Annotated in this window: 19 protein-coding genes; 14 read left to right on the forward strand and 5 right to left on the reverse strand. The window is 66.0% G+C overall.

Translation table 11 applies throughout. The features are described 5' to 3' along the window. Positions 1-28: 28 nt before the first annotated feature. From AC1RKI_RS01245 to AC1RKI_RS01290, 10 genes are all read left to right on the forward strand, one after another. The gene (locus AC1RKI_RS01245) at positions 29-916 is read left to right on the forward strand and encodes a CorC family transporter (RefSeq protein WP_061954826.1); all 888 of its coding nucleotides are present in this window, start codon (positions 29-31) and stop codon (positions 914-916) included. Beyond that, positions 913-2,562 (forward strand): apolipoprotein N-acyltransferase, encoded by a 1,650-nt coding sequence (gene lnt, locus AC1RKI_RS01250; RefSeq protein WP_492794139.1) that lies wholly within the window; start codon positions 913-915, stop codon positions 2,560-2,562. Before AC1RKI_RS01245 ends, lnt begins: the two co-directional genes overlap by 4 nt. 446 nt (positions 2,563-3,008) lie before the next feature. Next, positions 3,009-3,956, forward strand: a complete 948-nt coding sequence (gene glyQ, locus AC1RKI_RS01255) for a glycine--tRNA ligase subunit alpha (protein ID WP_061954823.1) — start codon at positions 3,009-3,011, stop codon at positions 3,954-3,956. Continuing rightward, the gene (locus AC1RKI_RS01260) at positions 3,953-4,585 is read left to right on the forward strand and encodes a hypothetical protein (protein ID WP_341247830.1); all 633 of its coding nucleotides are present in this window, start codon (positions 3,953-3,955) and stop codon (positions 4,583-4,585) included. The genes glyQ and AC1RKI_RS01260 overlap by 4 nt, the downstream gene beginning before the upstream one ends. 30 nt (positions 4,586-4,615) lie before the next feature. After that, on the forward strand, positions 4,616-6,739 hold the full coding sequence (gene glyS / locus AC1RKI_RS01265) for a glycine--tRNA ligase subunit beta (RefSeq protein WP_492794137.1): 2,124 nt from the start codon (positions 4,616-4,618) through the stop codon (positions 6,737-6,739). A gap of 29 nt (positions 6,740-6,768) precedes the next feature. After that, positions 6,769-7,383, forward strand: coding sequence for a D-glycero-beta-D-manno-heptose 1,7-bisphosphate 7-phosphatase (gene gmhB, locus AC1RKI_RS01270; RefSeq protein WP_061954818.1), 615 nt, complete (start codon positions 6,769-6,771; stop codon positions 7,381-7,383). Beyond that, the gene (locus AC1RKI_RS01275) at positions 7,380-8,141 is read left to right on the forward strand and encodes a lysophospholipid acyltransferase family protein (RefSeq protein ID WP_150980082.1); all 762 of its coding nucleotides are present in this window, start codon (positions 7,380-7,382) and stop codon (positions 8,139-8,141) included. Before gmhB ends, AC1RKI_RS01275 begins: the two co-directional genes overlap by 4 nt. Further along, complete coding sequence (locus AC1RKI_RS01280) at positions 8,138-9,010, forward strand: M48 family metallopeptidase (protein WP_492794135.1); 873 nt, start codon at positions 8,138-8,140, stop codon at positions 9,008-9,010. The genes AC1RKI_RS01275 and AC1RKI_RS01280 overlap by 4 nt, the downstream gene beginning before the upstream one ends. A 182-nt stretch (positions 9,011-9,192) precedes the next feature. Next, entirely contained in the window at positions 9,193-9,600 is a 408-nt protein-coding gene (gloA, locus tag AC1RKI_RS01285; protein ID WP_061954812.1) for a lactoylglutathione lyase, read from the forward strand. A gap of 11 nt (positions 9,601-9,611) precedes the next feature. Continuing rightward, positions 9,612-10,517, forward strand: coding sequence for a DMT family transporter (locus AC1RKI_RS01290; RefSeq protein WP_244786699.1), 906 nt, complete (start codon positions 9,612-9,614; stop codon positions 10,515-10,517). Between the two features lie 74 nt (positions 10,518-10,591). On the opposite strand, the gene trpS is transcribed toward AC1RKI_RS01290, so the two are convergent. From trpS to AC1RKI_RS01315, 5 genes are read right to left on the reverse strand one after another with little or no spacing between them, the layout of a single operon-like run. Beyond that, entirely contained in the window at positions 10,592-11,620 is a 1,029-nt protein-coding gene (trpS, locus tag AC1RKI_RS01295) for a tryptophan--tRNA ligase (protein ID WP_061954808.1), read from the reverse strand. 45 nt (positions 11,621-11,665) lie between these two features. After that, complete coding sequence (gene rsmA / locus AC1RKI_RS01300; RefSeq protein ID WP_061954806.1) at positions 11,666-12,508, reverse strand: 16S rRNA (adenine(1518)-N(6)/adenine(1519)-N(6))-dimethyltransferase RsmA; 843 nt, start codon at positions 12,506-12,508, stop codon at positions 11,666-11,668. Positions 12,509-12,511: 3 nt separating this feature from the next. Next, positions 12,512-13,600 carry a 4-hydroxythreonine-4-phosphate dehydrogenase PdxA gene (gene pdxA, locus AC1RKI_RS01305; protein WP_061954803.1) on the reverse strand — a complete coding sequence of 363 codons (1,089 nt, stop codon included), beginning with the start codon at positions 13,598-13,600 and terminating at the stop codon, positions 12,512-12,514. Positions 13,601-13,618: 18 nt separating this feature from the next. After that, positions 13,619-15,091 carry a peptidylprolyl isomerase gene (locus tag AC1RKI_RS01310; protein WP_061954801.1) on the reverse strand — a complete coding sequence of 491 codons (1,473 nt, stop codon included), beginning with the start codon at positions 15,089-15,091 and terminating at the stop codon, positions 13,619-13,621. 9 nt (positions 15,092-15,100) lie between these two features. Further along, the gene (locus tag AC1RKI_RS01315) at positions 15,101-17,578 is read right to left on the reverse strand and encodes an LPS-assembly protein LptD (protein ID WP_244786697.1); all 2,478 of its coding nucleotides are present in this window, start codon (positions 17,576-17,578) and stop codon (positions 15,101-15,103) included. Between the two features lie 182 nt (positions 17,579-17,760). Between AC1RKI_RS01315 and AC1RKI_RS01320 the strand changes: the two genes are divergently transcribed. The 4 genes from AC1RKI_RS01320 to murU all read left to right on the forward strand — a co-directional run bounded on the left by AC1RKI_RS01320 (position 17,761) and on the right by murU (position 20,623). Continuing rightward, the gene (locus AC1RKI_RS01320) at positions 17,761-18,819 is read left to right on the forward strand and encodes an aminoglycoside phosphotransferase family protein (protein WP_492794131.1); all 1,059 of its coding nucleotides are present in this window, start codon (positions 17,761-17,763) and stop codon (positions 18,817-18,819) included. An 87-nt stretch (positions 18,820-18,906) separates the two neighbouring features. Further along, positions 18,907-19,599: an AzlC family ABC transporter permease gene (locus AC1RKI_RS01325; protein WP_211922722.1), complete on the forward strand. Its 693-nt coding sequence runs from the start codon at positions 18,907-18,909 to the stop codon at positions 19,597-19,599. Next, entirely contained in the window at positions 19,596-19,919 is a 324-nt protein-coding gene (locus AC1RKI_RS01330; RefSeq protein ID WP_492794129.1) for an AzlD domain-containing protein, read from the forward strand. Before AC1RKI_RS01325 ends, AC1RKI_RS01330 begins: the two co-directional genes overlap by 4 nt. Beyond that, on the forward strand, positions 19,916-20,623 hold the full coding sequence (gene murU / locus AC1RKI_RS01335; RefSeq protein ID WP_492794127.1) for an N-acetylmuramate alpha-1-phosphate uridylyltransferase MurU: 708 nt from the start codon (positions 19,916-19,918) through the stop codon (positions 20,621-20,623). Before AC1RKI_RS01330 ends, murU begins: the two co-directional genes overlap by 4 nt. Positions 20,624-20,648: the final 25 nt, after the last annotated feature.

Consider the following 20,648-nt stretch of genomic DNA (forward strand, 5'->3'; position numbering starts at 1 on the left):
TCACTCTCCACCACGCGCTAGCCGCGACATGAACGACCCTTACCCCAGTTCGAAATCTGCCAACCACAAGCAGACGGATCGCCCCAGATCCCTTCTCGAACGTCTTTCAGATTTCATCTCCCCCGAACCCGACACGCGCGCTGAACTGCTGGAAGTGTTGCAGGATGCGCATGAGCGCAACCTGATCGACGCAGATTCGCTGTCGATGATCGAGGGCGTGTTCCAGGTTTCCGAGTTGACCGCGCGCGACATCATGGTGCCCCGCTCCCAGATGGACGCGGTCAATATCGCCGATGCGCCGGAAAGCTTTATCCCGTACATGCAGCAGACCGCGCACTCGCGCTTTCCCGTGTATGAGGGCAATCGCGACAACATCATCGGCATCCTGCTGGCCAAGGATTTGCTGCGCTATTACACCGACGAGAATTTCGACCTGCGCGAGACCTTGCGCCCGGCCGTGTTCATTCCGGAATCCAAGCGCCTGAACATCCTGCTGCGCGAATTCCGCATCAACCGCAACCACATCGCGATCGTTGTCGACGAGTACGGCGGCGTGGCGGGGCTTGTCACGATAGAAGACGTGCTGGAACAGATCGTGGGCGATATCGAGGATGAATTCGACCTCGATGAAGACCAGGACAATATCCTGCCCACCGCCGACGGCGCCTGGCGCGTGCACGGGCTGACCGAGATCGAACAGTTCAACGAAGCGTTTGGCACGGCCTTTCCCGATGACGATGTCGACACCGTCGGCGGCCTCCTGACTAACCACGTTGGCCACGTCCCGCATCGCGGCGAGGTGATCACACTGCCGCCGATCCGCTTCGAAGTGTTGCGCGCCGATGCGCGGCAGGTCCATCTGCTGCTGGTGCGCCGCGAAGCGCCGGCCGAACCAAACGGCCTGGCTGAGGCATGAAGCGTGTCGGCACGCCCGACGCCGTGGGCAACCGTCGCGCCGATCTACCGCCTGGCCTTCCAGCACGCTCTGGCACGGACTCGCTGGCCGCCGATCCACTCGGCAGCGCCTCACGCAGGGGTCTTGTCTATCGCCTGCTGATCGCAGCCGTGCTGGGCGTAGCGCACACGCAGGCTTTTGCGCCGCACGACTGGTGGTGGCTGCAGATTCTGTCGGTGGCCGGTCTTGTGGCATTGATCGCCGATGCTCCGCGCCCGCGCACCGCTGCGGCCACGGGTTTTGCCTTCGGGCTGGGCTGGTTTCTGTCGGGTATCTGGTGGCTTTACATCAGCATGCACGTCTATGGCGAAATGCCGGCATGGATGGCTGCGCTGGCGGTGGTGCTGTTTGCCGGCTACCTGTCGATCTGGCCAGCGCTGGCAGCTGGCACATGGCGCTGGCTGACCGCACGCTCAGACGCCGGCATTCTGGCGGCGCTGGCGTTCGGCGCCACATGGGCGCTGTCCGAATGGCTGCGCGGCGTGGTCTTCACCGGCTTTCCGTGGCTAGGTAGCGGCTATGCGCATACCGACGGTCCGCTCGCCGGCTTTGCGCCGCTGATCGGCGTCTACGGCATTACGTTCCTGGCGGCTAGCGCGTCGGGCCTGCTGGTTGTCGGCATCGGCGCATGGCGGCGGCGCCAGCGCCACGGCGCCCGGCCCCAGGCCGCCGCGTCGGCGGTCATCGTTGCCGGCGTGCTGGGCGGCGGCGCGGCACTCGCTCCGATCGCCTACACGACGCCGACTGGCAAACCGATCCATGTGCGTCTCTTACAGGGCAACGTCGCCCAGGACATCAAGTTCGAACCGGCCGGCATCCAGCGCTCGCTGGAACTGTATCGCGACCTGATTACGGCGGAACCGGCCGACCTCGTGGTCACGCCCGAGACTGCGTTCCCGGTGATCCTGCAGGAATTGCCGATCGACATCGCCAAGGCGGTGCGCGCATATATGGAGAGGACCGGCACGACCGTCATCTTTGGTGCGGCGGGCGCCGATTCACCGGTGGATTTCACCAACAGCGTGTTTGCCATCGGCCCGGAACAGGAACAGCTCTACCGCTACAACAAGCATCATCTGGTGCCGTTCGGCGAATTCATCCCGTTTGGTTTCCGGTGGTTCGTCGACATGATGAAGATGCCGCTGGGCGATTTCCGCCGCGGCACGCTGGACCAGCCGGCCGTACCGGTGCGCGGCATCCATGTGGCGCCGAACATCTGCTACGAGGATCTGTTCGGCGAGGAGATCGCCACCACGCTGCGGCAGCAGGCCACGCCAGCCAATATGCTGGCCAACGTGACCAACCTGGCCTGGTTTGGCGACACCATTGCGCTGGACCAGCATCTGCAGATCTCGCGCATGCGCGCGTTGGAAATGCGCCGTCCGATGCTGCGCGCCACCAATACGGGCATGACGGCGGTGGTCAGGCCGGACGGCAGCGTCCAGGCCAAGCTGCCGACGTTCGAGATCGGCACGCTGAGCGCCACCGTGCAAGGTATGCAGGGGCTGACACCGTATATCCGCTGGGGAAACGTGCCGGCCCTGGCGGGCAGCGCGCTGGTCTTGTTGCTGGCCTGGCGCGCGCGCCGGGCGCGGCGTCCTAGCTGACCAGCGAGCTTGCCAGCGACACGGCGGCCGCGGCGGCCATCACTGCGAGGGCGACGATATAAGGTTTGCGAGACAGCAGCGACATGACCAATCCCCAAAAATAGTTATCGAAATCCTCCGGATCGCATTGCAGTTTTTGCGCCTGGGACCCCTGGGCCTTGCGATCCGGCTTGCAGCCGTTTGAATTTCATGCGTGGCTGCATGCTTGCACTGTATCCAAAAATGGTATCGGCACGTATCAGACGGTTCTGAAACCCATGTCAGGATTTACCCGACCCGTTGCGCCGCGCCGACACCGCGAGCATGCATATTCCGTGCCCTGCCCCATGTATTTCCTGCCGCCTCGCGGCTGAGCCGGAGCAAAAACCCGATAGAATTCAAGGTTTGGCAATTCCGTCGCGAGACGTATCGCGCACTTGCCTGCCGGCTTTCTCATTCGTCTTCTTATGCTGACCTTCCAACAAATGATTCTCACCCTGCAGGCCTACTGGGACCGGCAGGGTTGCGCGTTGCTGCAACCGATCGATCTGGAGGTCGGCGCGGGGACGTCGCATGTGCACACGTTCCTGCGCGCGATCGGCCCGGAGCCCTGGCGCGCCGCCTACGTGCAGCCGTCGCGCCGGCCCAAGGACGGCCGCTATGGCGAGAATCCCAACCGGCTGCAGCACTACTACCAGTACCAGGTGGTGCTCAAGCCCGCGCCCGAGAACATCCTCGAGCTGTACCTGGGATCGCTCGAAGCGCTGGGGCTGGACCTGAAGCAGAACGACATCCGCTTTGTCGAGGACGACTGGGAAAACCCCACGCTCGGCGCCTGGGGCCTGGGCTGGGAGGTCTGGCTCAACGGCATGGAAGTGACGCAGTTCACGTACTTCCAGCAGGTCGGCGGCATCGACTGCAAGCCGATCACTGGCGAAATCACCTACGGCATCGAGCGCCTGGCGATGTACCTTCAGAAGGTCGAGAACATCTATGACCTGGTGTGGACCGAGTGGGAAGAAAACGGCGTCACGCGCCGGCTTACCTACGGCGACGTCTATCACCAGAACGAGGTGGAACAATCCACCTACAACTTCGAGCACAGCAACACGGAGATCCTGTTCCGCCATTTCGCCGAACATGAAGGCGAAGCCAAACGCCTGATGGGCGATACCGGCGAGAAGAACGAGGACGGCACGCCGAAGACCAACGACACGCGCCTGGCGCTGCCCGCCTACGAGCAGGTACTAAAGGCGGCCCACACGTTCAATCTGCTCGACGCTCGCGGGGCCATCTCGGTCACCGAGCGCGCCGCATATATCGGCCGCATCCGCAATCTGTCGCGCCAGGTGGCGCAAGCCTATTACGATTCACGCGAGGCGCTTGGCTTCCCGATGTGCGGAGCCCGTTCATGATGGCGCGCGTGCGCGGCGCGTTCGCGCTCGCCGCGTTTGTGTTGCCGCTGGCCGTACCGGCGGGCCTGCCGCTGGCGGGCGCAGCCCATGCGGCGGCGCGCGCGGCAGCCGCGCCCGCGCCCCAGGCGCTCTACCTGCCGGCGGATCTGACCAATATCTGCGAGGCCGACTCGCAGGCGCTGCAGCAGGCCATCACGCGGCATTGGCGCCCGTCGCTCAACGCGATCGATCAATGGACGCAGCTGGTGCGCTCGTTCTCGTGCGATCTGTCCGGCTCGCGCGATATCGGCTGGCACCGCGTGCCGCTGCGTGCGTACGAAAGCGCGATCCGTTATCCGCTGCAGTGGGTCGAGTGGCAGGAGCATAACGGCCGCCCGCGCCGCTCCGTGCGCACCTACTATTCGGCGTCGCAGTTACCGCAGAAAATCGATTTCTTTGTCGGCGGACGGATCGACGAAATCCGCTACGACCGCCGCGCGCAGCGCATCGACGCACGTTTTCCAGCCGCGGGCTCCCGCGGCGCTTCCGGCGCGGTGGCGCAATGCGCCTACACCACGCTGCAATTCCGCCAGCAGAACGGCCTGTGGCTGCTGTCTGGCGTGGAACCCAATCTCGCGCCGCGCTGCTGACGCGCGCGCCCATACCTGTTGGATAGATTCATGTCGCAACCCATGACCGATTCGCTGCTGATCGAACTGTTCACCGAAGAACTGCCGCCCAAGGCGCTGGCCCGTCTGGGCGAGGCCTTCGCGCAAGGTCTGTTCGATGGCCTCGGCGCACGCGACCTGCTCGACGCCGGCGCCGCCGTGACGCCGTACGCCACGCCTCGCCGGCTGGCCGCGCTGGTCACCGGCGTGCGCAAGACCGCGCCGGACCGCGAGCAACGCGAGAAGGTGCTGCCCGTGACCGTGGCGCTCGACGCCAGCGGCGCACCCACCGCCCCGCTGGCCAAGAAGCTCGCGGCACTGGCCAAGTCCGTCGGCGTGGCCGAGATCGACTGGCAAACGCTGGAGCGCGCCTCGGACGGCAAGGCCGATGCGTTCTTCTACCGCTACACCGCGCGCGGCGCGACGCTGGCCGACGGCCTGCAGGCAGCGCTGGACGATACGCTTGGCAAGCTGCCGATTCCGAAGGTCATGAGCTATCAGCGCCCGGACGGCACGACCGTGCATTTCGTGCGTCCGGCCCACAGCCTGATCGCGCTGCATGGCGCGGAAATCGTGCCGGTATCGGTGCTCGGCCTGCCGGCCAGCAACGTCACGCAAGGCCACCGCTTTCTGTCGCAGGGCGCGATCGAGATCGCCGATGCCGCCGAATACGCCGCGCAGCTCGAATCGCAAGGCCACGTAGTGGCCAGCTACGCCGAGCGCCGCGAGCGCATCCGCAGCGCACTGCTCAAGGAAGCTGGCGCGGATCAGGTGGTGATGCCGGACGCGCTGCTCGACGAAGTGAATTCCCTGGTCGAATGGCCGGTGGTGTACCCGTGCCACTTCGAGGAAGCGTTCCTCGCCGTGCCGCAGGAATGCCTGATCCTGACCATGCAGACCAACCAGAAGTACTTCGCGCTGACCGACGCCGCCGGCCATCTGCGCAACCGCTTCCTGATCGTCTCGAACCTGGCCACCGACACGCCGGAATCGATCATCTCCGGCAACGAGCGCGTGGTGCGTCCGCGCCTGGCCGACGCCAAGTTCTTCTTCGACCAGGATCGCAAGAAGACGCTGGCATCGCGCGTGCCGCTGCTGGCCAACGTGGTCTATCACAACAAGATCGGCACCCAGCTGGACCGCGTGCAGCGCCTGCAGCAGATCGCCGGCCATATTGCCGATGCGATGAACGCCGCCGGCGCCGCGACCGACAAGGCCGCCGCAATGCGCGGCGCGGAACTGGCCAAGGCCGATCTGCTGACCGACATGGTGGGAGAATTCCCCGAGCTGCAAGGCACGATGGGCACCTACTACGCGCGCCATGACGACGAGGCCGAGGACGTGGCGCTGGCCTGCTCCGAACACTACCGTCCGCGCTTTGCCGGCGACGCACTGCCGCAAGGCAACGTCAGCACGGCCGTAGCACTGGCGGACAAGCTCGAAACGCTGGTCGGCATCTGGGGCATCGGCCTGCAGCCCACGGGCGAGAAAGACCCGTTCGCGCTGCGCCGCCACGCGCTGGGCATCCTGCGCATGCTGATCGAAAAGCCGCTGGCCGTGTCGATCGACACGCTGCTCGATCTGACCGGCCAGGCGTTCGCCGGCATCGCCGCCGTGAAGCCGTCGCGCGACGCCATCGCCGACTTCCTCTACGACCGCCTGCGCGGCTACCTGAAGGAAAAGGGCTACACCACCAATGAGGTGGAAGCGGTTGTCAGCCTGCGTCCGCAATCGCTGCACGACGTGCTGGCGCGCATGGAAGCCGTGCGCACGTTCGCCGCGCTGCCCGCGGCCGAAGCGCTGGCCGCGGCCAACAAGCGCATCACCAATATCCTGAAGAAGACCGACGAGGCGATCGGCCAGGTCGATGCGTCGTTGTTCCAGGAAGCCGCCGAAGGCGCGCTGTACGAAGCCATCGAGCGCGTGCGCCCGGGCGTGGAAGCGGCCTTTGCGGGCGGCGACTTCACCGCCGCGCTGCGCGACCTGGCCCAGCTGCGCGACGCCGTGGACCGCTTCTTCAACGACGTCATGGTGATGGCCGAGGACGCACGGCTGCGCGCCAACCGGCTGGCGCTGCTGGCCACGCTGCACGGTCTGGCCAATCGCGTGGCAGACATTTCGAAGCTGGCGTCCTAAGCTGTCATCACGCCGCATCGGAGCGCACCATGCCACAGGCCCAACCGAAGTTCGTCATCCTCGATCGCGACGGGGTGATCAACCTGGACAGCGACCAGTTCATCAAGACGCCCGATGAATGGGTGCCGATCGAGGGCAGCCTCGAAGCCATCGCCATGCTGAACCAGGCCGGCTATCGCGTCGCGATCGCCAGCAACCAGTCGGGCATCGGCCGTGGGCTGTTCGAGATGAGCGCGCTCAACGCCATGCACGAGAAGATGTACAAGGCGCTGGCCAATCTGGGCGGGCGCGTCGAGGCGGTTTTTTTCTGCCCGCACACCGCCGCCGACAACTGCGACTGCCGCAAGCCCAAGTCGGGCCTGTTCGAGCAGATCGGCGAACGCTTTGGCATCGAGCTGCGCATGGTGCCGGTGGTCGGCGATTCGCTGCGCGACCTCGACGCCGGCGTGGCGGTCGGCTGCATTCCGCACCTGGTGCGCACCGGCAAGGGCGCGAAGACGCTGGCCCAGGGCGGACTGCCCGCCGGCACGCGCGTGCATGACGATCTGGCCGCCTTCGCACGATGGCTGATTGCAGAGAGCGCCCATAAGGCGCCAGCAGCCAACGCCGGCGCCCATTCCATGAATTCCGGTCCCGACCGATGACCTTTATCCGCTCCCTGCTGTTCGCGCTGTACCTGCTGATCCTGACGCCGCCTTACGCATGCGCGTGCTTCATCGTTTTCCCGTTCATGAACGCGGAAAACCGCTTTCGCTTCGTGCGCGGCTGGCCGCGCCTGGTGATCGGGGCCGCCCGCCTGATCTGCGGCATCCGCTACCGCATCGAGGGCATGGAAAAGATGATGGCGATGCTGGACAAGCCCGTGGTGCTGCTGTCCAAGCATCAGTCGGCATGGGAAACGATCGCCTACGTCGCGCTGATGCCCAAGCCGCTGTGCTTTGTGTTCAAGCGCGAACTGCTGCTCGTGCCGTTCTTCGGCTGGGCGTTGGGCATGCTCAAGATGGTCCACATCAACCGCAAGGACGGCACGCGCGCGTTCGCCTCGGCCGCGCGCCAGGGGCGCGAACGGCTCAACGAAGGTGCGTGGATCATCATGTTTCCGGAAGGCACGCGCACGCGCTCGGGCGCGGAGAATCCACGCTACAAAAGCGGCGGCGCGCGGCTCGCGGTGGAAACCGGCGCGTGGGTCTTTCCGATGGCGGTCAATTCGGGCCGCTACTGGCCGCGCAACTCGTTCCTGAAGTATCCCGGCACCATCACGATTTCGATCGGCGACGCAATTCCGTCGGCCAACAAGACCGCCGATGTGCTGAACCAGGAAGTCGAGGCGTGGATCGAGGCCGAAATGCGGCGCATCGATCCGGAAAGCTATCGTCACGCAAGAAGCCAGACCACCGCATGAAGCTGCTGCGCCCCACCGCCGACCCCAACGCGCAGCTCGAACTGCCGCTGGCGGAGCCCGCGCCGCCCGCACAGGCGCCGCAAAACCTGCTCGCGCCCCAGGCCGATCCGGCCGCGCCCAGCGCCGACGTGTGGCCGCCGGCGCTGCCCAACGGCCGCATGCTGCAGATCGGTGAACGCACGCTCCATTACGCGCTCAAGCGCTCGTCGCGGCGCACCATCGGCTTCACCGTCGACGATCGTGGGCTGTCGATCACCGCGCCGCGCTGGGTCACGCTGGCCGATGTCGAGGCGGCCATCGTCGAAAAACAGCGCTGGATCTTCGCCAAGCTAGGCGAATGGCGCCATCGCGAAGCGCGCCGTGTGTTGCCCACCGTGCAATGGCGCGACGGCGCGACGCTGCCTTTCCTGGGCAAACCGATCACGCTGCAGCTCGATTCGCCGGTCGGCGCATTGCTGTTCCAGGCCGATACGCGCGTGTTGCACCTCGCGCTGCCTGGCCATGCCGACGAGCAGCAGATCAAGGATCGCGTGCAGGGATGGCTGCAACACCAGGCGCGCCGCCTGCTGTCCGAACGGCTCGAACTCTATGCGAGCAAGCTTGGCGTGCGCCATACGGGCTTCGCGCTGACGTCGGCCGCCACGCGCTGGGGCAGTTGCACCGCCGATGGCAAGATCCGGCTGAATTGGCGCCTGATGCATTTCCCCTTATCGATGATCGACTACGTGGCCGCGCATGAACTGGCGCATCTGAAGGAAATGAACCACGGCCCGCGCTTCTGGGAAACCGTGGAATCGATCTTCCCCGAATTCCGCGACGCGCGCGCCCAGCTGCGTGCGCATCCGCCCGAACTGCTTCCCACCTTCTGAGCTTCCCCGGCTAGCTGGCTTCCGGGCGCGCTCGCCGCACGCCGCAAGGCGGCGGCCGATCGATGCGCATGGGCCGCCCGGATCGCACGCGGCGGCTGTCGCGGCGCGTTCACGCCAAGCGGAATAGAATACTGGCCTTCGCAGTCATCACAACCTGACTCAGGTAAAGGTAAAGGCCCCATATGCGACTTCTCCACACCATGCTGCGCGTTGGCGACTACCAGCGCTCGATCGATTTCTACACGCGCGTGCTGGGCATGCAACTGCTGCGCGAAAGCGACAATCCCGAATACAAGTACCGGCTGGCCTTTGTCGGCTACGGACCGGAATCGGAAACCGCCGTGCTGGAGCTGACCTACAACTACGGCGTCGACAAGTACGAACTGGGCACGGCCTACGGCCATATCGCGCTGGAAGTGCCGAATGCGGCCGAGGCCTGCGAGCGCATCCGCGCCGCGGGCGGCAAGGTCACGCGCGAAGCGGGTCCCGTCAAGGGCGGCACGACCGTGATCGCGTTCGTGGAAGATCCGGACGGCTACAAGATCGAACTCATCGAACGTCATTCCACGCGCGACGCTGCTCGTCCCTGAACGGACGGGTAATGAGCACGCAAACCATAACAAGGCGCCCGCTGGACGGCACGGCCATCGGACTGATGGTGCTGCTGTGCGCCGCATGGGGACTCCAGCAGGTGGTGATCAAGGTCACCGCCCCGTTGATGGGCGCCGTGCTGCAGGCCGGCGTGCGCTCCGCGATCGCGGCGTTGCTGGTGTTCGGTTTCGCCGCATGGCGCGGCACGCCGCTTTGGGAACGTGACGGCACGCTGCGCGCGGGGCTCATTGCCGGCGTGCTGTTCGGCGCGGAATTCTTCTGCATCTTTGTCGGACTGGGCCACACCACCGCATCGCGGATGGCCGTCTTCCTCTATACCGCGCCGATCTTCACCGCACTGGGCCTGCATCTGTTCGTGCCCGGCGAGCACCTGCATCGCGGCCAGTGGCTGGGCGTGGTGCTGGCGTTCTTCGGCATGGCGCTGGCGTTCGCCGACGGCATCGTTGCAACCTCCACGCACGGCAGCACCCTGTTGGGCGATGCATTGGGCGTGGTAGCGGGCGCGCTGTGGGCCGCCACCACCATCGTCGTGCGCGGCAGCAAACTGTCGCATGCGCCGGCCAGCAAGACGCTGCTATATCAGTTGGGGGTGTCGGCGCTATTGCTGCTCGTGATGGCATTGGCCGCGGGGCAGGCGCATCGCGTGGAAATCACCGGGATCGTGGTAGCGAGTCTGTTCTACCAATCGGTGCTGATCGCCTTTGCCAGTTATCTGATCTGGTTCTGGCTATTGCGCCAGTATCTGGCGTCGCGCCTATCGGTATTTTCGTTTCTCACGCCGCTGTTCGGCGTGGCATTCGGCGTGTTGCTGATGCACGATCAGGTCGGCGTGCGGTTTGCCGTGGCGGCCGTGCTGGTGCTGCTGGGAATCGTGCTGGTGAACCGCAAGGCGTAAGCGGGTGCCCCGCCTTGCGTGCGCCCCGCTCTGGCGTGCACGCAAGAGCGGGGATGGCGGCCACGCGCCGCGCGTTACTTCGGGAACGAGAACATGCCCAGCGCGCCGCGCACTTCGTCCAGCGTCTGCTGGGTCAGTTCGCGCGCCTCGGCCGTACCCTTCTTCAGGATGTCGAACACATAGCCCGGATCTTGCGCCAGTTGTTCGCGGCGCTCGCGGATCGGCCGCAGCAGTTCCTGCAGCACGCCTTCGACGCGGCGCTTGAGCACCATATCGCCCAGACCGCCGCGCTGGTAGTGTTCCTTCAGCGCCTGCACTTCCTCGACATTCGGATCGAACGCATCCAGGTACGTGAACACCACGTTGCCTTCCACCTGGCCGGGATCGGACACCTTCAGGTGATTCGGGTCGGTGTACATCTTGTGCACGGCCTCGCGGATCTGGTCGGGCGACGCGCCGAGCGGAATCGCGTTGCCCTGGGACTTGCTCATCTTGGCCTTGCCGTCGACGCCGGGCAGGCGCCCGTGCTTGGGGATCAGCGCGGCGGCTTCGGGCAGCACATCGCGGCCCACCTGATGATTGATACGGCGCACGATCTCGTTGGTCTGCTCGATCAGCGGCGCCTGGTCTTCGCCCACCGGCACCAGCACGGCCTTGAAGCCGGTGATGTCAGCCGCCTGCGACGCCGGATAGCAGAGGAAGCCGGCCGGGATATCGCGGCCAAACCCGCGCGCCTGGATTTCTTCCTTGATCGTCGGATTCCGTTCTAGGCGCGACACGGTAACGAAATTCAGATACATCAGCGTCAGCTCGGCCAGCGCCGGCAGATGCGACTGCACCGTGATCGTGGTCTTGGCCGGGTCGATGCCGACGGCCAGGTAATCCAGCGCGACCTCCAGCACATTGCGCCGGACCTTGTCCGGATCGTGTGCGTTGTCGGTCATTGCCTGCGTGTCGGCCAGCAGCACATATTGCTTGTGCGAATCCTGCAGGCTCACGCGGCTCTTCAACGAGCCAACGTAGTGGCCCAGGTGCAGCGGTCCGGTGGGACGATCTCCCGTCAGGATGACGGGACGCGTATCGGTCTTTGTCTGGTCTGTCATGAGCGTCGCTAAGACTTCAGGGTATTCAGGAAACGGTTTCGGCCATCACGCCGCGCCGAGCGCGGGCGGCACGGCATTCTTGCCAACGATGCGCGCCAGTTCGACGTATTCGGCCACGGCCACTTCCTCGGCGCGGCGGCCAAGGTCGAAGCCAAGCGCGTCGAAATCGACCTGATCGCGCAGAAAGGACAGCGTATTGCGCAACACCTTGCGGCGCTGCGAAAACGCGGCGGTCACCACATCGCCCAGCACGCTGGCGTCGCACGCGGGATACGGCGAGCGCAGCGAGCCGTCTTCGGCGCGCGGCCACGGAATCATCCGCACCACAGCGGAATCGACCTTGGGCGGCGGGTTGAACGACGCGGGCGGAACATCGAGCACGTGTTCCATGTGATAACGAACCTGCAGCATGATCGACAGGCGGCCGAACGACTTGCTGCCCGGCCCGGCGACCATGCGCTCCACAACTTCCTTCTGCAACATGAAATGCTGGTCGCGGACGTGATCGGCAAAGTCCATCAGGTGGAACAGCAGCGGACTCGAGATGTTGTACGGCAGGTTGCCGACGATGCGCAGCGCGCGGCCCGGTTGCTGCAGCCGGGCGAAATCGAACGCGAGCGCATCACCGGCATGCACCGTGATGCGCTCGCTGTAGCGGCGGCGCAGGCGCTCGACCAGATCGCGGTCGAGCTCGACCACCTGCAAGCTCGGCAGGCGCTCCAGCAGCGGATCGGTCAGCGCGCCGAGCCCCGGGCCGATTTCGACCACGATGTCGTCTGGCTGCGGATCGATCGCATTGACGATGCCGTAGATGATGCCGTCATCGACCAGGAAGTTCTGCCCGAATCGTTTGCGGGCGACGTGGCCCTGGTGCACATTTGAACGCATAAGTCAGTGGCGGCCGTTGGCGGACGCGCCGTTGTCGTGGCGCCCGCTGGCATGACCGGCCATGGTAATGGCACAGCGGATGGCTTCTATCATGCTGCCGTGCTCGGCCTGGCCGGTGCCGGCCAGATCTAGCGCGGTGCCATGGTCCACCGATGTGCGGATGAAGGGCAGGCCCAGCGTGACATTGACGCCGTGACCGAAAGTGCCGTACTTGAGCGGGCCCAGGCCCTGATCATGGTACATCGCCAGCACGCAATCGGCATCGCGCAGGTGGCGCGGCTGGAACAGCGTGTCGGCCGGATAAGGGCCGCGTGCGTCGATATCGGCATCGCACGCCTGCGCCAGCGCGGGCATGATGACGTCGATTTCCTCGCGGCCCATGTGGCCTGCTTCTCCGGCATGCGGATTGAGGCCGGTGACCAGGATGCGCGGCCGCGCGATGCCGAAATGGCGGCGCAGATCGTGATCGACGATCCGCAGCGTTTCCACCAGCATCGGAATGGTCAGCGCATCGGGCACCGCGCGCAGCGGCAGGTGCGTGGTGGCCAGCGCCACGCGCAGCATGGCGTTGTCGTGCGCGGGCTGCGGCCCGGCCAGCATCATCACCACGCGCGGCACGGCGGCGCGTTCGGCCAGGTATTCGGTGTGGCCCGTGAATGGCACGCCGGCATCGTTGATCGTGCTTTTCTGCACTGGCGCCGTGATCATCGCCGCATAGCGGCCCGCCTGCAGGCCGTCGATGGCGGCGTCGAGCAGCGCCAGCACATAGCGGCCGTTGCGCGCGTCCAGATGCCCCGCCTCGCAGTCCACGCCCAGCGCGATGTCCTCGACGATCACATCGCCATCGGCAATGCGCCGGTTCCACGCATGCGCCACGCCCAGCGCCTCGGCGCGCTGCGACAGCAGCCGCGCATCGCCGATCACATGGAAGCGGCAGCCGTTGCCGCGCCCCTGGTTGCCCGCGCCCGGCGCGCCATGATGGCCGGCAAGCTGCAGCAGCGCCCCGATCGTGATATCGGGGCCGATGCCGGCGGGCTCGCCGGTGGTGATGGCCAGGGACAGCGGCGCGGCGGCAGGTGAAGGGTCGGGCATGGCGAAGTCGGCAGCGGATCAGCGCTGGCGGTTGATACGGTATTCCACGTACGCCGCGCTGCGCAGCTGACGCACCCAGTCATCATAGGCGGCGCGCAGCTTTTGTTCGCGCACTTCCTGACGTGCGAAATCACGCTGCTTCTCCGCGGAGACTTCCGTCTCGCGGCGGTTTTCCACCTGGATCAGGTGCACGCCGAACTGCGAGACCACGGGATCGGAGATTTCGCCCGGACGCAGGCGGTTCATCGCCTGTTCGAACTCGGGCACCAGCTCGCCCGGCGACACCCACCCCAGCTCGCCACCCTGCGACGCCGAGCCGTCCTGCGAATAGCGGCGCGCCGCATCGGCAAAGTCGCCGCCATGCGTGATGCGGTCGCGGATCGTCGCCATCTGGCGGCGCGCTTCGGCTTCCGGCATGTTCGGGCCGGTGCGGATCAGGATATGGCGCACCTGCGTCTGGGTGATGTGGTCGGTTGCGGCCGACTGCGCGGCGGGCGCGGTGCGCTTGGCGGCCAGCTTGATCACGTGATAGCCGTTGGCGGATTCCACCACTTCGGGCGCAATGGCGCCCTGCTGCAGATCGACCACGGCATTGGCGAACACGGCCGGCAGGCGGCCGATCTCGCGAAAGCCCAGCGAGCCGCCCTGCGCGGCTTCGGGCGCCTCGGAATTCGACTTGGCCAGCTCGCTGAAATCGGCGCCGCCCTGGGCCTGCTTGAGCAGCCCCTCGGCCTTGGCCTTCAACTGCGCCTTCTGCGCGTCGGAGGCGTCCTCGGGCACCCGCACCAGAATCTGCTGAACGTTGTATTCCGCCGGGCCGACGGCAGCCGACTGCCCGCTGCGCGCGGCCAGGAAGTTGTCGATCTCGCCGTCGTAGACCTGCACCTTCGAATCGACTTCGCGCTCGCGCAGCCGGATCACCTGCACCTGCTTGCGCAGCTCGTCGCGATACTTCGTCCACGTCATGCCGCTTGCCTCGACGCGGCTGCGCAGTTCGGTGGCCGACATCTTGTTCTGCTGCGCCACCGATTCGATCGCGCGATCCACTTCCTGATCGGTCACCTTGATGCCGGCCTCTTGCGCGGCCTGCGTCTGCACGCGTTCCATCACCAGGCGTTCGAGCACTTCGCCAAGCAGATCTGCGCGCTCGGGGATCGGCCGGTTGGCCGCGCGCATCTGGTTTTCAAGCTCGTCGGCGCGATCGAGCAGCTCGCGGCGCGTGATCACGCTGTTGTTGACCACCGCCACGACTTCGTCCACCAGTTGCGAGCGCTTCTGCGCCGGCTGGGGCACGCCAAGCTGCGGCTGGCTGGGCGCCACGGTGCTGCTCTGGCCCGATTGCGGCAGGAAGATGCCCTGCGTGCGGGAGCTGCCTCCCGGCGCGCGCAGCTGCGCGGAAGCCGGCGCCGCCAGCGTGACGAGGAGCGCCGAAAGCAGCAGCGGCTGCCAGGAATTCAGGCGGGACAACCCGGAAAAGGCTTGACGTTTCATCTTGGTCCGTCATTCATAGTGATCGTACGGAGACGTAGGCACAGGACGTGCCGTGACCGGTTCGTAGCCCGGTACGTTCAACCGCAGCATGTCCAGCGGATTGGAACCCACCTTGGACAGGCCGCGGAATTCCACCTGCAGGAAGATCCGGCCGGTGTATCCGTTGGTGGTGTTGCGGAAGCGCTGGTAAACAACGCGGCCCACCCAGCAATCGGCCGCGTATTCCAGACCGGCCAGCGCATCCACGAGCTGGTTGGCCGATTTGTCGAACGCCACACGGCCAATGCCGTAGGTGCGCTGGGTGATCGGCCACTGGCCGGACATCTCGAACTGGTCGATGGCGGTGTTATCGGTCACCGAAGTCGGCCTGCGATAACGATAGCCGACGTTCAGCAGCTTGCGCGATTCCGGCCGCCATGCGAATGCGACGTTCGAGTAATTGACACGATTCTGATCCGGATTCCACTGGATGCCGGCGTCGAGATAATAGCCGCGGAACATCTGGATCGTCGTGGCGGCCAGCAAGTCGGAATATGTCGGCTTGGTGTCCTGCAAGGTGCCGTTGATCTGCACGCGCTGGCCGGTGAAATCGATGCGCTGCGCGATCGTGCCGCGGAAACGCTCGACACCGGTCTCGGATTCGATCAGGCGCGTGGTCAGGCCGGCGGTCAGCTTGTTGTTGTCCGCAATCCGGTCATTCCCGCTGAACGGATTCTCGCTGAAAATCTGCCCGTAGCTGAAATCTGACTGCACCGTGTCAAACAGCGGGAATGCGCTCTGGTCGCGGAACGGCGTGTAGACATAGAACAGGCGCGGTTCCAGCGTCTGGGTGTAGTTCACGCCGAACAGCTTGCTGATGCCCGGTGCGTCGCGCTCGAACGTCATCCCCGAATCGAGGCTGACCGTTGGAATCGTGCGGCTCAGGGTATTCGGCGCACCGGGGGTGTTGGTGCCCGCATCCATGTTGTACTGCGCCGCGTTGAAGATCACCTTCGGCGTCACGTACCAGCCCGGACGAATCACCGGATAGCTGATCGTCGGCTGGAAATAGGCGCGACTGCCTTCCGGCAATTGGGCGCCGGACGAATTCAGCAGCGGAATCTTGAAGCGCGTGTAGTCGGTGTCGACCGAGATGTCGAAACCGCCCAGGTCGTAGCGCGTGTACTTCGCATTCAACTGCGGTTCACGCTCGTAGGACGGATCGCTGGGGCGCAGCGTCTGGAACTTCTGCACCCGCGCCATGAACGTGAAATCCTGCCAGCTGTAGATTACGCCGCCTTCCTGCGTGTACTGCCGCAACGTCGATTGCGACACGCTACGCGTCAGGTCGTCGGGATACTGGTCGTCCGAAACTTTGCTGACGTTGGCATACGCCGTCATGCCCGGAATGATCCGCTGCGAATGCTGGATCGAGTAGGCCCAGCGGTCGCGGTCGGCCTTCTTGTCGTCGGGCAGCAGCTCGGCGCGGATCCGTCCGGCGTAGCCGTCGCCGATATAACGGTAATCGCCGCCCAGTTGCACGCCGCGCGACGACAGGATGCGCGGATACAGCGTCAGGTCGCGGTTCGGCGCCAGGTTGAAGTAATACGGGACCGTCATGTCCAGCCCCGACTTCGACCCGTAGCCGATCAGCGGGGGCAGCACGCCGCTGCGGCGTTCGTCGTTGAGCGGGAACGAGAACGCGGGCGCGCCGGCCACGGGCACGCCAAAGAAGTGCAGCACGCCGCCATACGCGACGCCCACTTCGCGGTCGCTGTCCAGGTCGAGCTTGCGCGAGCTGAAGTACCAGTCGGCGTTATCGGGCGAACACGTGGTGTAGGTGGCCTTCTTGAGCGTGCTGCGATCCGGATCCAGGAAATCCACGCGCTCCGCGCTGCCGGAGCCGCCGGTCTGCTGGAAATAGTAGTCCGGCGACAGCATGTAGCCCTCGTTGGCCTGGATGCGCATGCGCGCTTCCGGCCCGACCGCCAGCGTGCCGCCCTTGGACAGGCGCACATTGCCGGTGGCGTGGGCTTCGTCGGTGTCCTGGTCGTAGGTCAGCTTGTCGCCCTTGACCACGGCGCCATCGCGGCGCAGCGCCGCATTGCCTTCGAGTTCGACGCCCTTCTCGTTGTAGCCGGTCATGCGGTCGCCGGACACATAGGCCGGCGCATTGGGATTCGACGGCGTGGACGAGGGCGTGACGCCCAGGGTGCTGCCGCCAGTGGCCGGACGCGGCTTGGGCTCGGCCAGGCGCGGCACCAGTTCGCCCGATTCGGGCGGCGGCGGGGGCGGCTCGGCGCTCTGCGTCACGACCGGTTCGGCCAGATCGATATTCGGAATCGCGGATCCCGCGCCATACTGCGCGTGCGCACTGACCGAAAGTCCCGCCATGGCCAGCACGAGCGGCCGCAAGGCGCTGGCTGGCGCGCACGCGCGACGGGGCTGGCCCGCCAGCGCAGGCGGTCGGGTGGCCGGATGATGCGGTGATCGTCGTTGTTCGGTCATGCAAACGGTTATCGGTCGGCTCGGCGGCGGGCGCTTGTGCGGCGGCACGGAAAACGGCTGCCGGCAGCTCCAAAGCCCAATGCCAAAGCGGGCTGCGGAGCGACAAAGGCCCCTCCCGAGGGCCACCCGGCGCCCGGGTCTGGTCGGGTATTATACGGGGCATCGTATTCTCCCTTTCCGGCATGGCAGCACTTATTCTCGACCCGGGCCACGACCCGCGCATCGAACAACTCAAAACGTGGGTCGCCGGACTTGGCGCGGCCTGGTCGATCGACCCGGATTCGTGCGCTCCCGCATCGGCCGACGCGAGCTTTCGACGCTATTTCCGCGTGCGCACCGGGCATCCGGCGCACCCGACCGCGATCGTCATGGACGCCCCGCCGGCGCACGAGGACTGCCGCCCGTTCATCCATGTCGCCAAACTGTTTGGCGACGCCGGTGTGACCGTGCCGACGGTGCTGGCCCAGGATCTGGCGCAAGGCTTCCTGCTGCTGGCCGATCTGGGCAGCCAGACGTATCTTTCGCGCCTGGACGAGCCGTCGGCGCGCCAGCTGTACGCGGACGCCGCGGCAGCGCTGGTGCAGATCCAGCTGGCCACGCGCCCCGGCGAACTGCCCGCGTACGACCGCGCGCTGCTGACGCGCGAACTGGACCTGTTCCCGCAGTGGTATGTGGCAAAGCATCTCGGCGTGACCCTCGACGAGCGCCAGCAGGCCGACCTGCGCGAGGTCTTCGACGCGATCCTGGCCAACAACCTGGCCCAGCCGCAGGTCTACGTGCACCGGGACTACCACTCGCGCAACCTGATGGTGCTGCCCGAAGGCGCCAGCGTGGGGCCCAACCCGGGCATCCTCGATTTCCAGGACGCCGTGATCGGTCCGATCACCTATGACGCCGTATCGCTGTGGCGCGACGCCTATATCGAGTGGGAAGAAGAACAGCAGCTCGATTGGCTGATCCGCTATTGGGAACGCGCGCGCCGCGCCGGGCTGCCGGTGACGGCCGATTTCGGCGACTTCTATCGCGATTTCGAATGGATGGGCCTGCAGCGGCACCTCAAGGTGCTGGGCATCTTTGCGCGCCTGTACCATCGCGACGGCAAGGATGGCTATCTCGCCAACCTGCCGCTGGTGCTGAAGTACACGCGCAATGTGGCCGGCCGCTATTCGGAAATGCGCAAGCTGGTGCGCCTGCTCGACGCGCTGGAAGGCACTGAACGCCCCACCGGGCTCACATTCTGAGCCGTGACCCATCGTTCCGAAACACTCAACGATCCACTCATCACGCGCCGCGGCGAATGGTGGGCGGGTGTGCGGGCGCTTGCGCCGATGCTGCTTGGCGTGGTGCCGTTTGGCCTGATCTATGGCGTGCTGGCGGTCAATGCCGGTATGCCGGCGTGGCTGGCCTGCGCGATGAGCGCCGTGGTCTTTGGCGGCGCGTCGCAGATGATCCTGACCCAATTGTGGTCCGCCGGCACGCCGGCGCTGATCATTGCCTTCACCGTGGCGATGGTCAACCTGCGTCACGCGCTGTATTCCGCCACGATCGCCGCGTCGATGGCGCCACTGCCGCGCCGTTGGAAGGCGCTGATCGCCTACCTGCTCACTGACGAAGCATTCGCGGCCATGACGCGCCGGCTCGGCGACGAGGGCCCGCGTGCGCGCTATCGCCACTGGTTCTATTTCGGCGCCGGCATAGCGCTGTGGTCGAGCTGGCAGCTTTCCACGCTACTCGGCGTGCTGGTTGGCGCACAAGTACCGCGCGACTGGCCGCTCGATTTCTTCCTGCCGCTGACCTTCATCGCGATCATCGTCCCGAACCTCAAGCATCGCGCTCAGGTGGCTGCCGCACTGGTTGCCACGGCGCTGGCCGTGGTTTGCTACGCGATGCCGCACAAGCTGGGCATCATGGTGGCGGCGCTGGGCGGAATCGCGGCGGGCATGCTGCTGCTTGGGCGCAACAACCGCGGCAGCGGCCAGCGCGCGGCCGCCCGGTCCGACAGCCAGGAGCATGCGGCATGAGCCAGATGACCTTGCTCTGGGTGTTCATCGGCGCGGGCATGGCCACGTTCCTGATCCGCCTGTCGTTCATCGCCGTGGAAGGCCGCGTGCGGCTGCCGGCGTGGTTCCGCACCGCCTTGCAGTTCGTGCCGGCGGCGATGCTGTCGGCGCTGATCGCACCCGATCTGCTGATGCGCGACGGCGCGGTGTTCGTGAGCCCATATAACGCGCGACTGATTGCCGGACTGGTGGCGATTGCGATCGCCGCGCGCACGCGCAGCGTGGGCTGGACCATTGCCGGCGGCATGGCCACGCTGCTTGCCCTGGAGACTCTGATTTGAAAGCGATGATCTTCGCCGCCGGGCGTGGCGACCGTATGCGCCCGCTCACCGATGCGTGCCCGAAGCCCCTGCTGGCGGTCGGCGGCAAGCCGTTGATCGTCTGGCAGATCGAGGCACTGGCGCGCGCCGGCCTGAGCGAGATCGTCATCAATCACGCCTGGCTGGGCGCGCAGCTGGAAGACGCGCTCGGCAGCGGCGCGGCGTTTGGCGTGCGCATCCACTGGTCGGCCGAAGACACGGCGCTGGAAACGGCGGGCGGCATTGCCAAGGCGCTGCCGCTGCTGGCCGACCACGGCGACGACGTCTTCCTGGCCGTGTCGGGCGACATATTCTGCGATTTCGATTACCGCACGCTGCTGCCGCGCGCCGACGCAATGCGCGCAGCCGCGCGGCCGCAAATGCATCTGGTGATGGTGCCGAATCCGCCCTTCCATCCGCGCGGCGATTTCTGCCTGGGCGCCGACGGCCGGCTGGCGCTGCCGTCGGACGCCACGGCGGGCCAGGCGCTCACGTTCGGCAACATCGGCCTGTACGACACGCGCCTGTTTCGCGATATCGAGCCGGGCCGCAAGGTGGCGATGTCGCCGTATTACCGCGAGGCCATCGCCACGGGCTGCGCCAGCGGCGAACGCTTCGACGGCCGCTGGGAAAATGTCGGCACGCCCGAACAGCTGGCCGCGCTGGATCGTTCACTGCGCACGTAGTTGCACCGCCCCACGATGGCGCGGC

Source organism: Cupriavidus sp. GW822-FHT06G04 (assembly GCF_058799075.1).

Coding starts and splice junctions, on each gene's coding strand:
- AC1RKI_RS01245 (WP_061954826.1), top strand. CDS start 29: ATGAACGACCCTTACCCCAGTTCGAAATCTGCCAACCACAAGCAGACG.
- lnt (WP_492794139.1), top strand. CDS start 913: ATGAAGCGTGTCGGCACGCCCGACGCCGTGGGCAACCGTCGCGCCGAT.
- glyQ (WP_061954823.1), top strand. CDS start 3,009: ATGCTGACCTTCCAACAAATGATTCTCACCCTGCAGGCCTACTGGGAC.
- AC1RKI_RS01260 (WP_341247830.1), top strand. CDS start 3,953: ATGATGGCGCGCGTGCGCGGCGCGTTCGCGCTCGCCGCGTTTGTGTTG.
- glyS (WP_492794137.1), top strand. CDS start 4,616: ATGTCGCAACCCATGACCGATTCGCTGCTGATCGAACTGTTCACCGAA.
- gmhB (WP_061954818.1), top strand. CDS start 6,769: ATGCCACAGGCCCAACCGAAGTTCGTCATCCTCGATCGCGACGGGGTG.
- AC1RKI_RS01275 (WP_150980082.1), top strand. CDS start 7,380: ATGACCTTTATCCGCTCCCTGCTGTTCGCGCTGTACCTGCTGATCCTG.
- AC1RKI_RS01280 (WP_492794135.1), top strand. CDS start 8,138: ATGAAGCTGCTGCGCCCCACCGCCGACCCCAACGCGCAGCTCGAACTG.
- gloA (WP_061954812.1), top strand. CDS start 9,193: ATGCGACTTCTCCACACCATGCTGCGCGTTGGCGACTACCAGCGCTCG.
- AC1RKI_RS01290 (WP_244786699.1), top strand. CDS start 9,612: ATGAGCACGCAAACCATAACAAGGCGCCCGCTGGACGGCACGGCCATC.
- trpS (WP_061954808.1), bottom strand. CDS start 11,620: ATGACAGACCAGACAAAGACCGATACGCGTCCCGTCATCCTGACGGGA.
- rsmA (WP_061954806.1), bottom strand. CDS start 12,508: ATGCGTTCAAATGTGCACCAGGGCCACGTCGCCCGCAAACGATTCGGG.
- pdxA (WP_061954803.1), bottom strand. CDS start 13,600: ATGCCCGACCCTTCACCTGCCGCCGCGCCGCTGTCCCTGGCCATCACC.
- AC1RKI_RS01310 (WP_061954801.1), bottom strand. CDS start 15,091: ATGAAACGTCAAGCCTTTTCCGGGTTGTCCCGCCTGAATTCCTGGCAG.
- AC1RKI_RS01315 (WP_244786697.1), bottom strand. CDS start 17,578: ATGACCGAACAACGACGATCACCGCATCATCCGGCCACCCGACCGCCT.
- AC1RKI_RS01320 (WP_492794131.1), top strand. CDS start 17,761: ATGGCAGCACTTATTCTCGACCCGGGCCACGACCCGCGCATCGAACAA.
- AC1RKI_RS01325 (WP_211922722.1), top strand. CDS start 18,907: ATGCTGCTTGGCGTGGTGCCGTTTGGCCTGATCTATGGCGTGCTGGCG.
- AC1RKI_RS01330 (WP_492794129.1), top strand. CDS start 19,596: ATGAGCCAGATGACCTTGCTCTGGGTGTTCATCGGCGCGGGCATGGCC.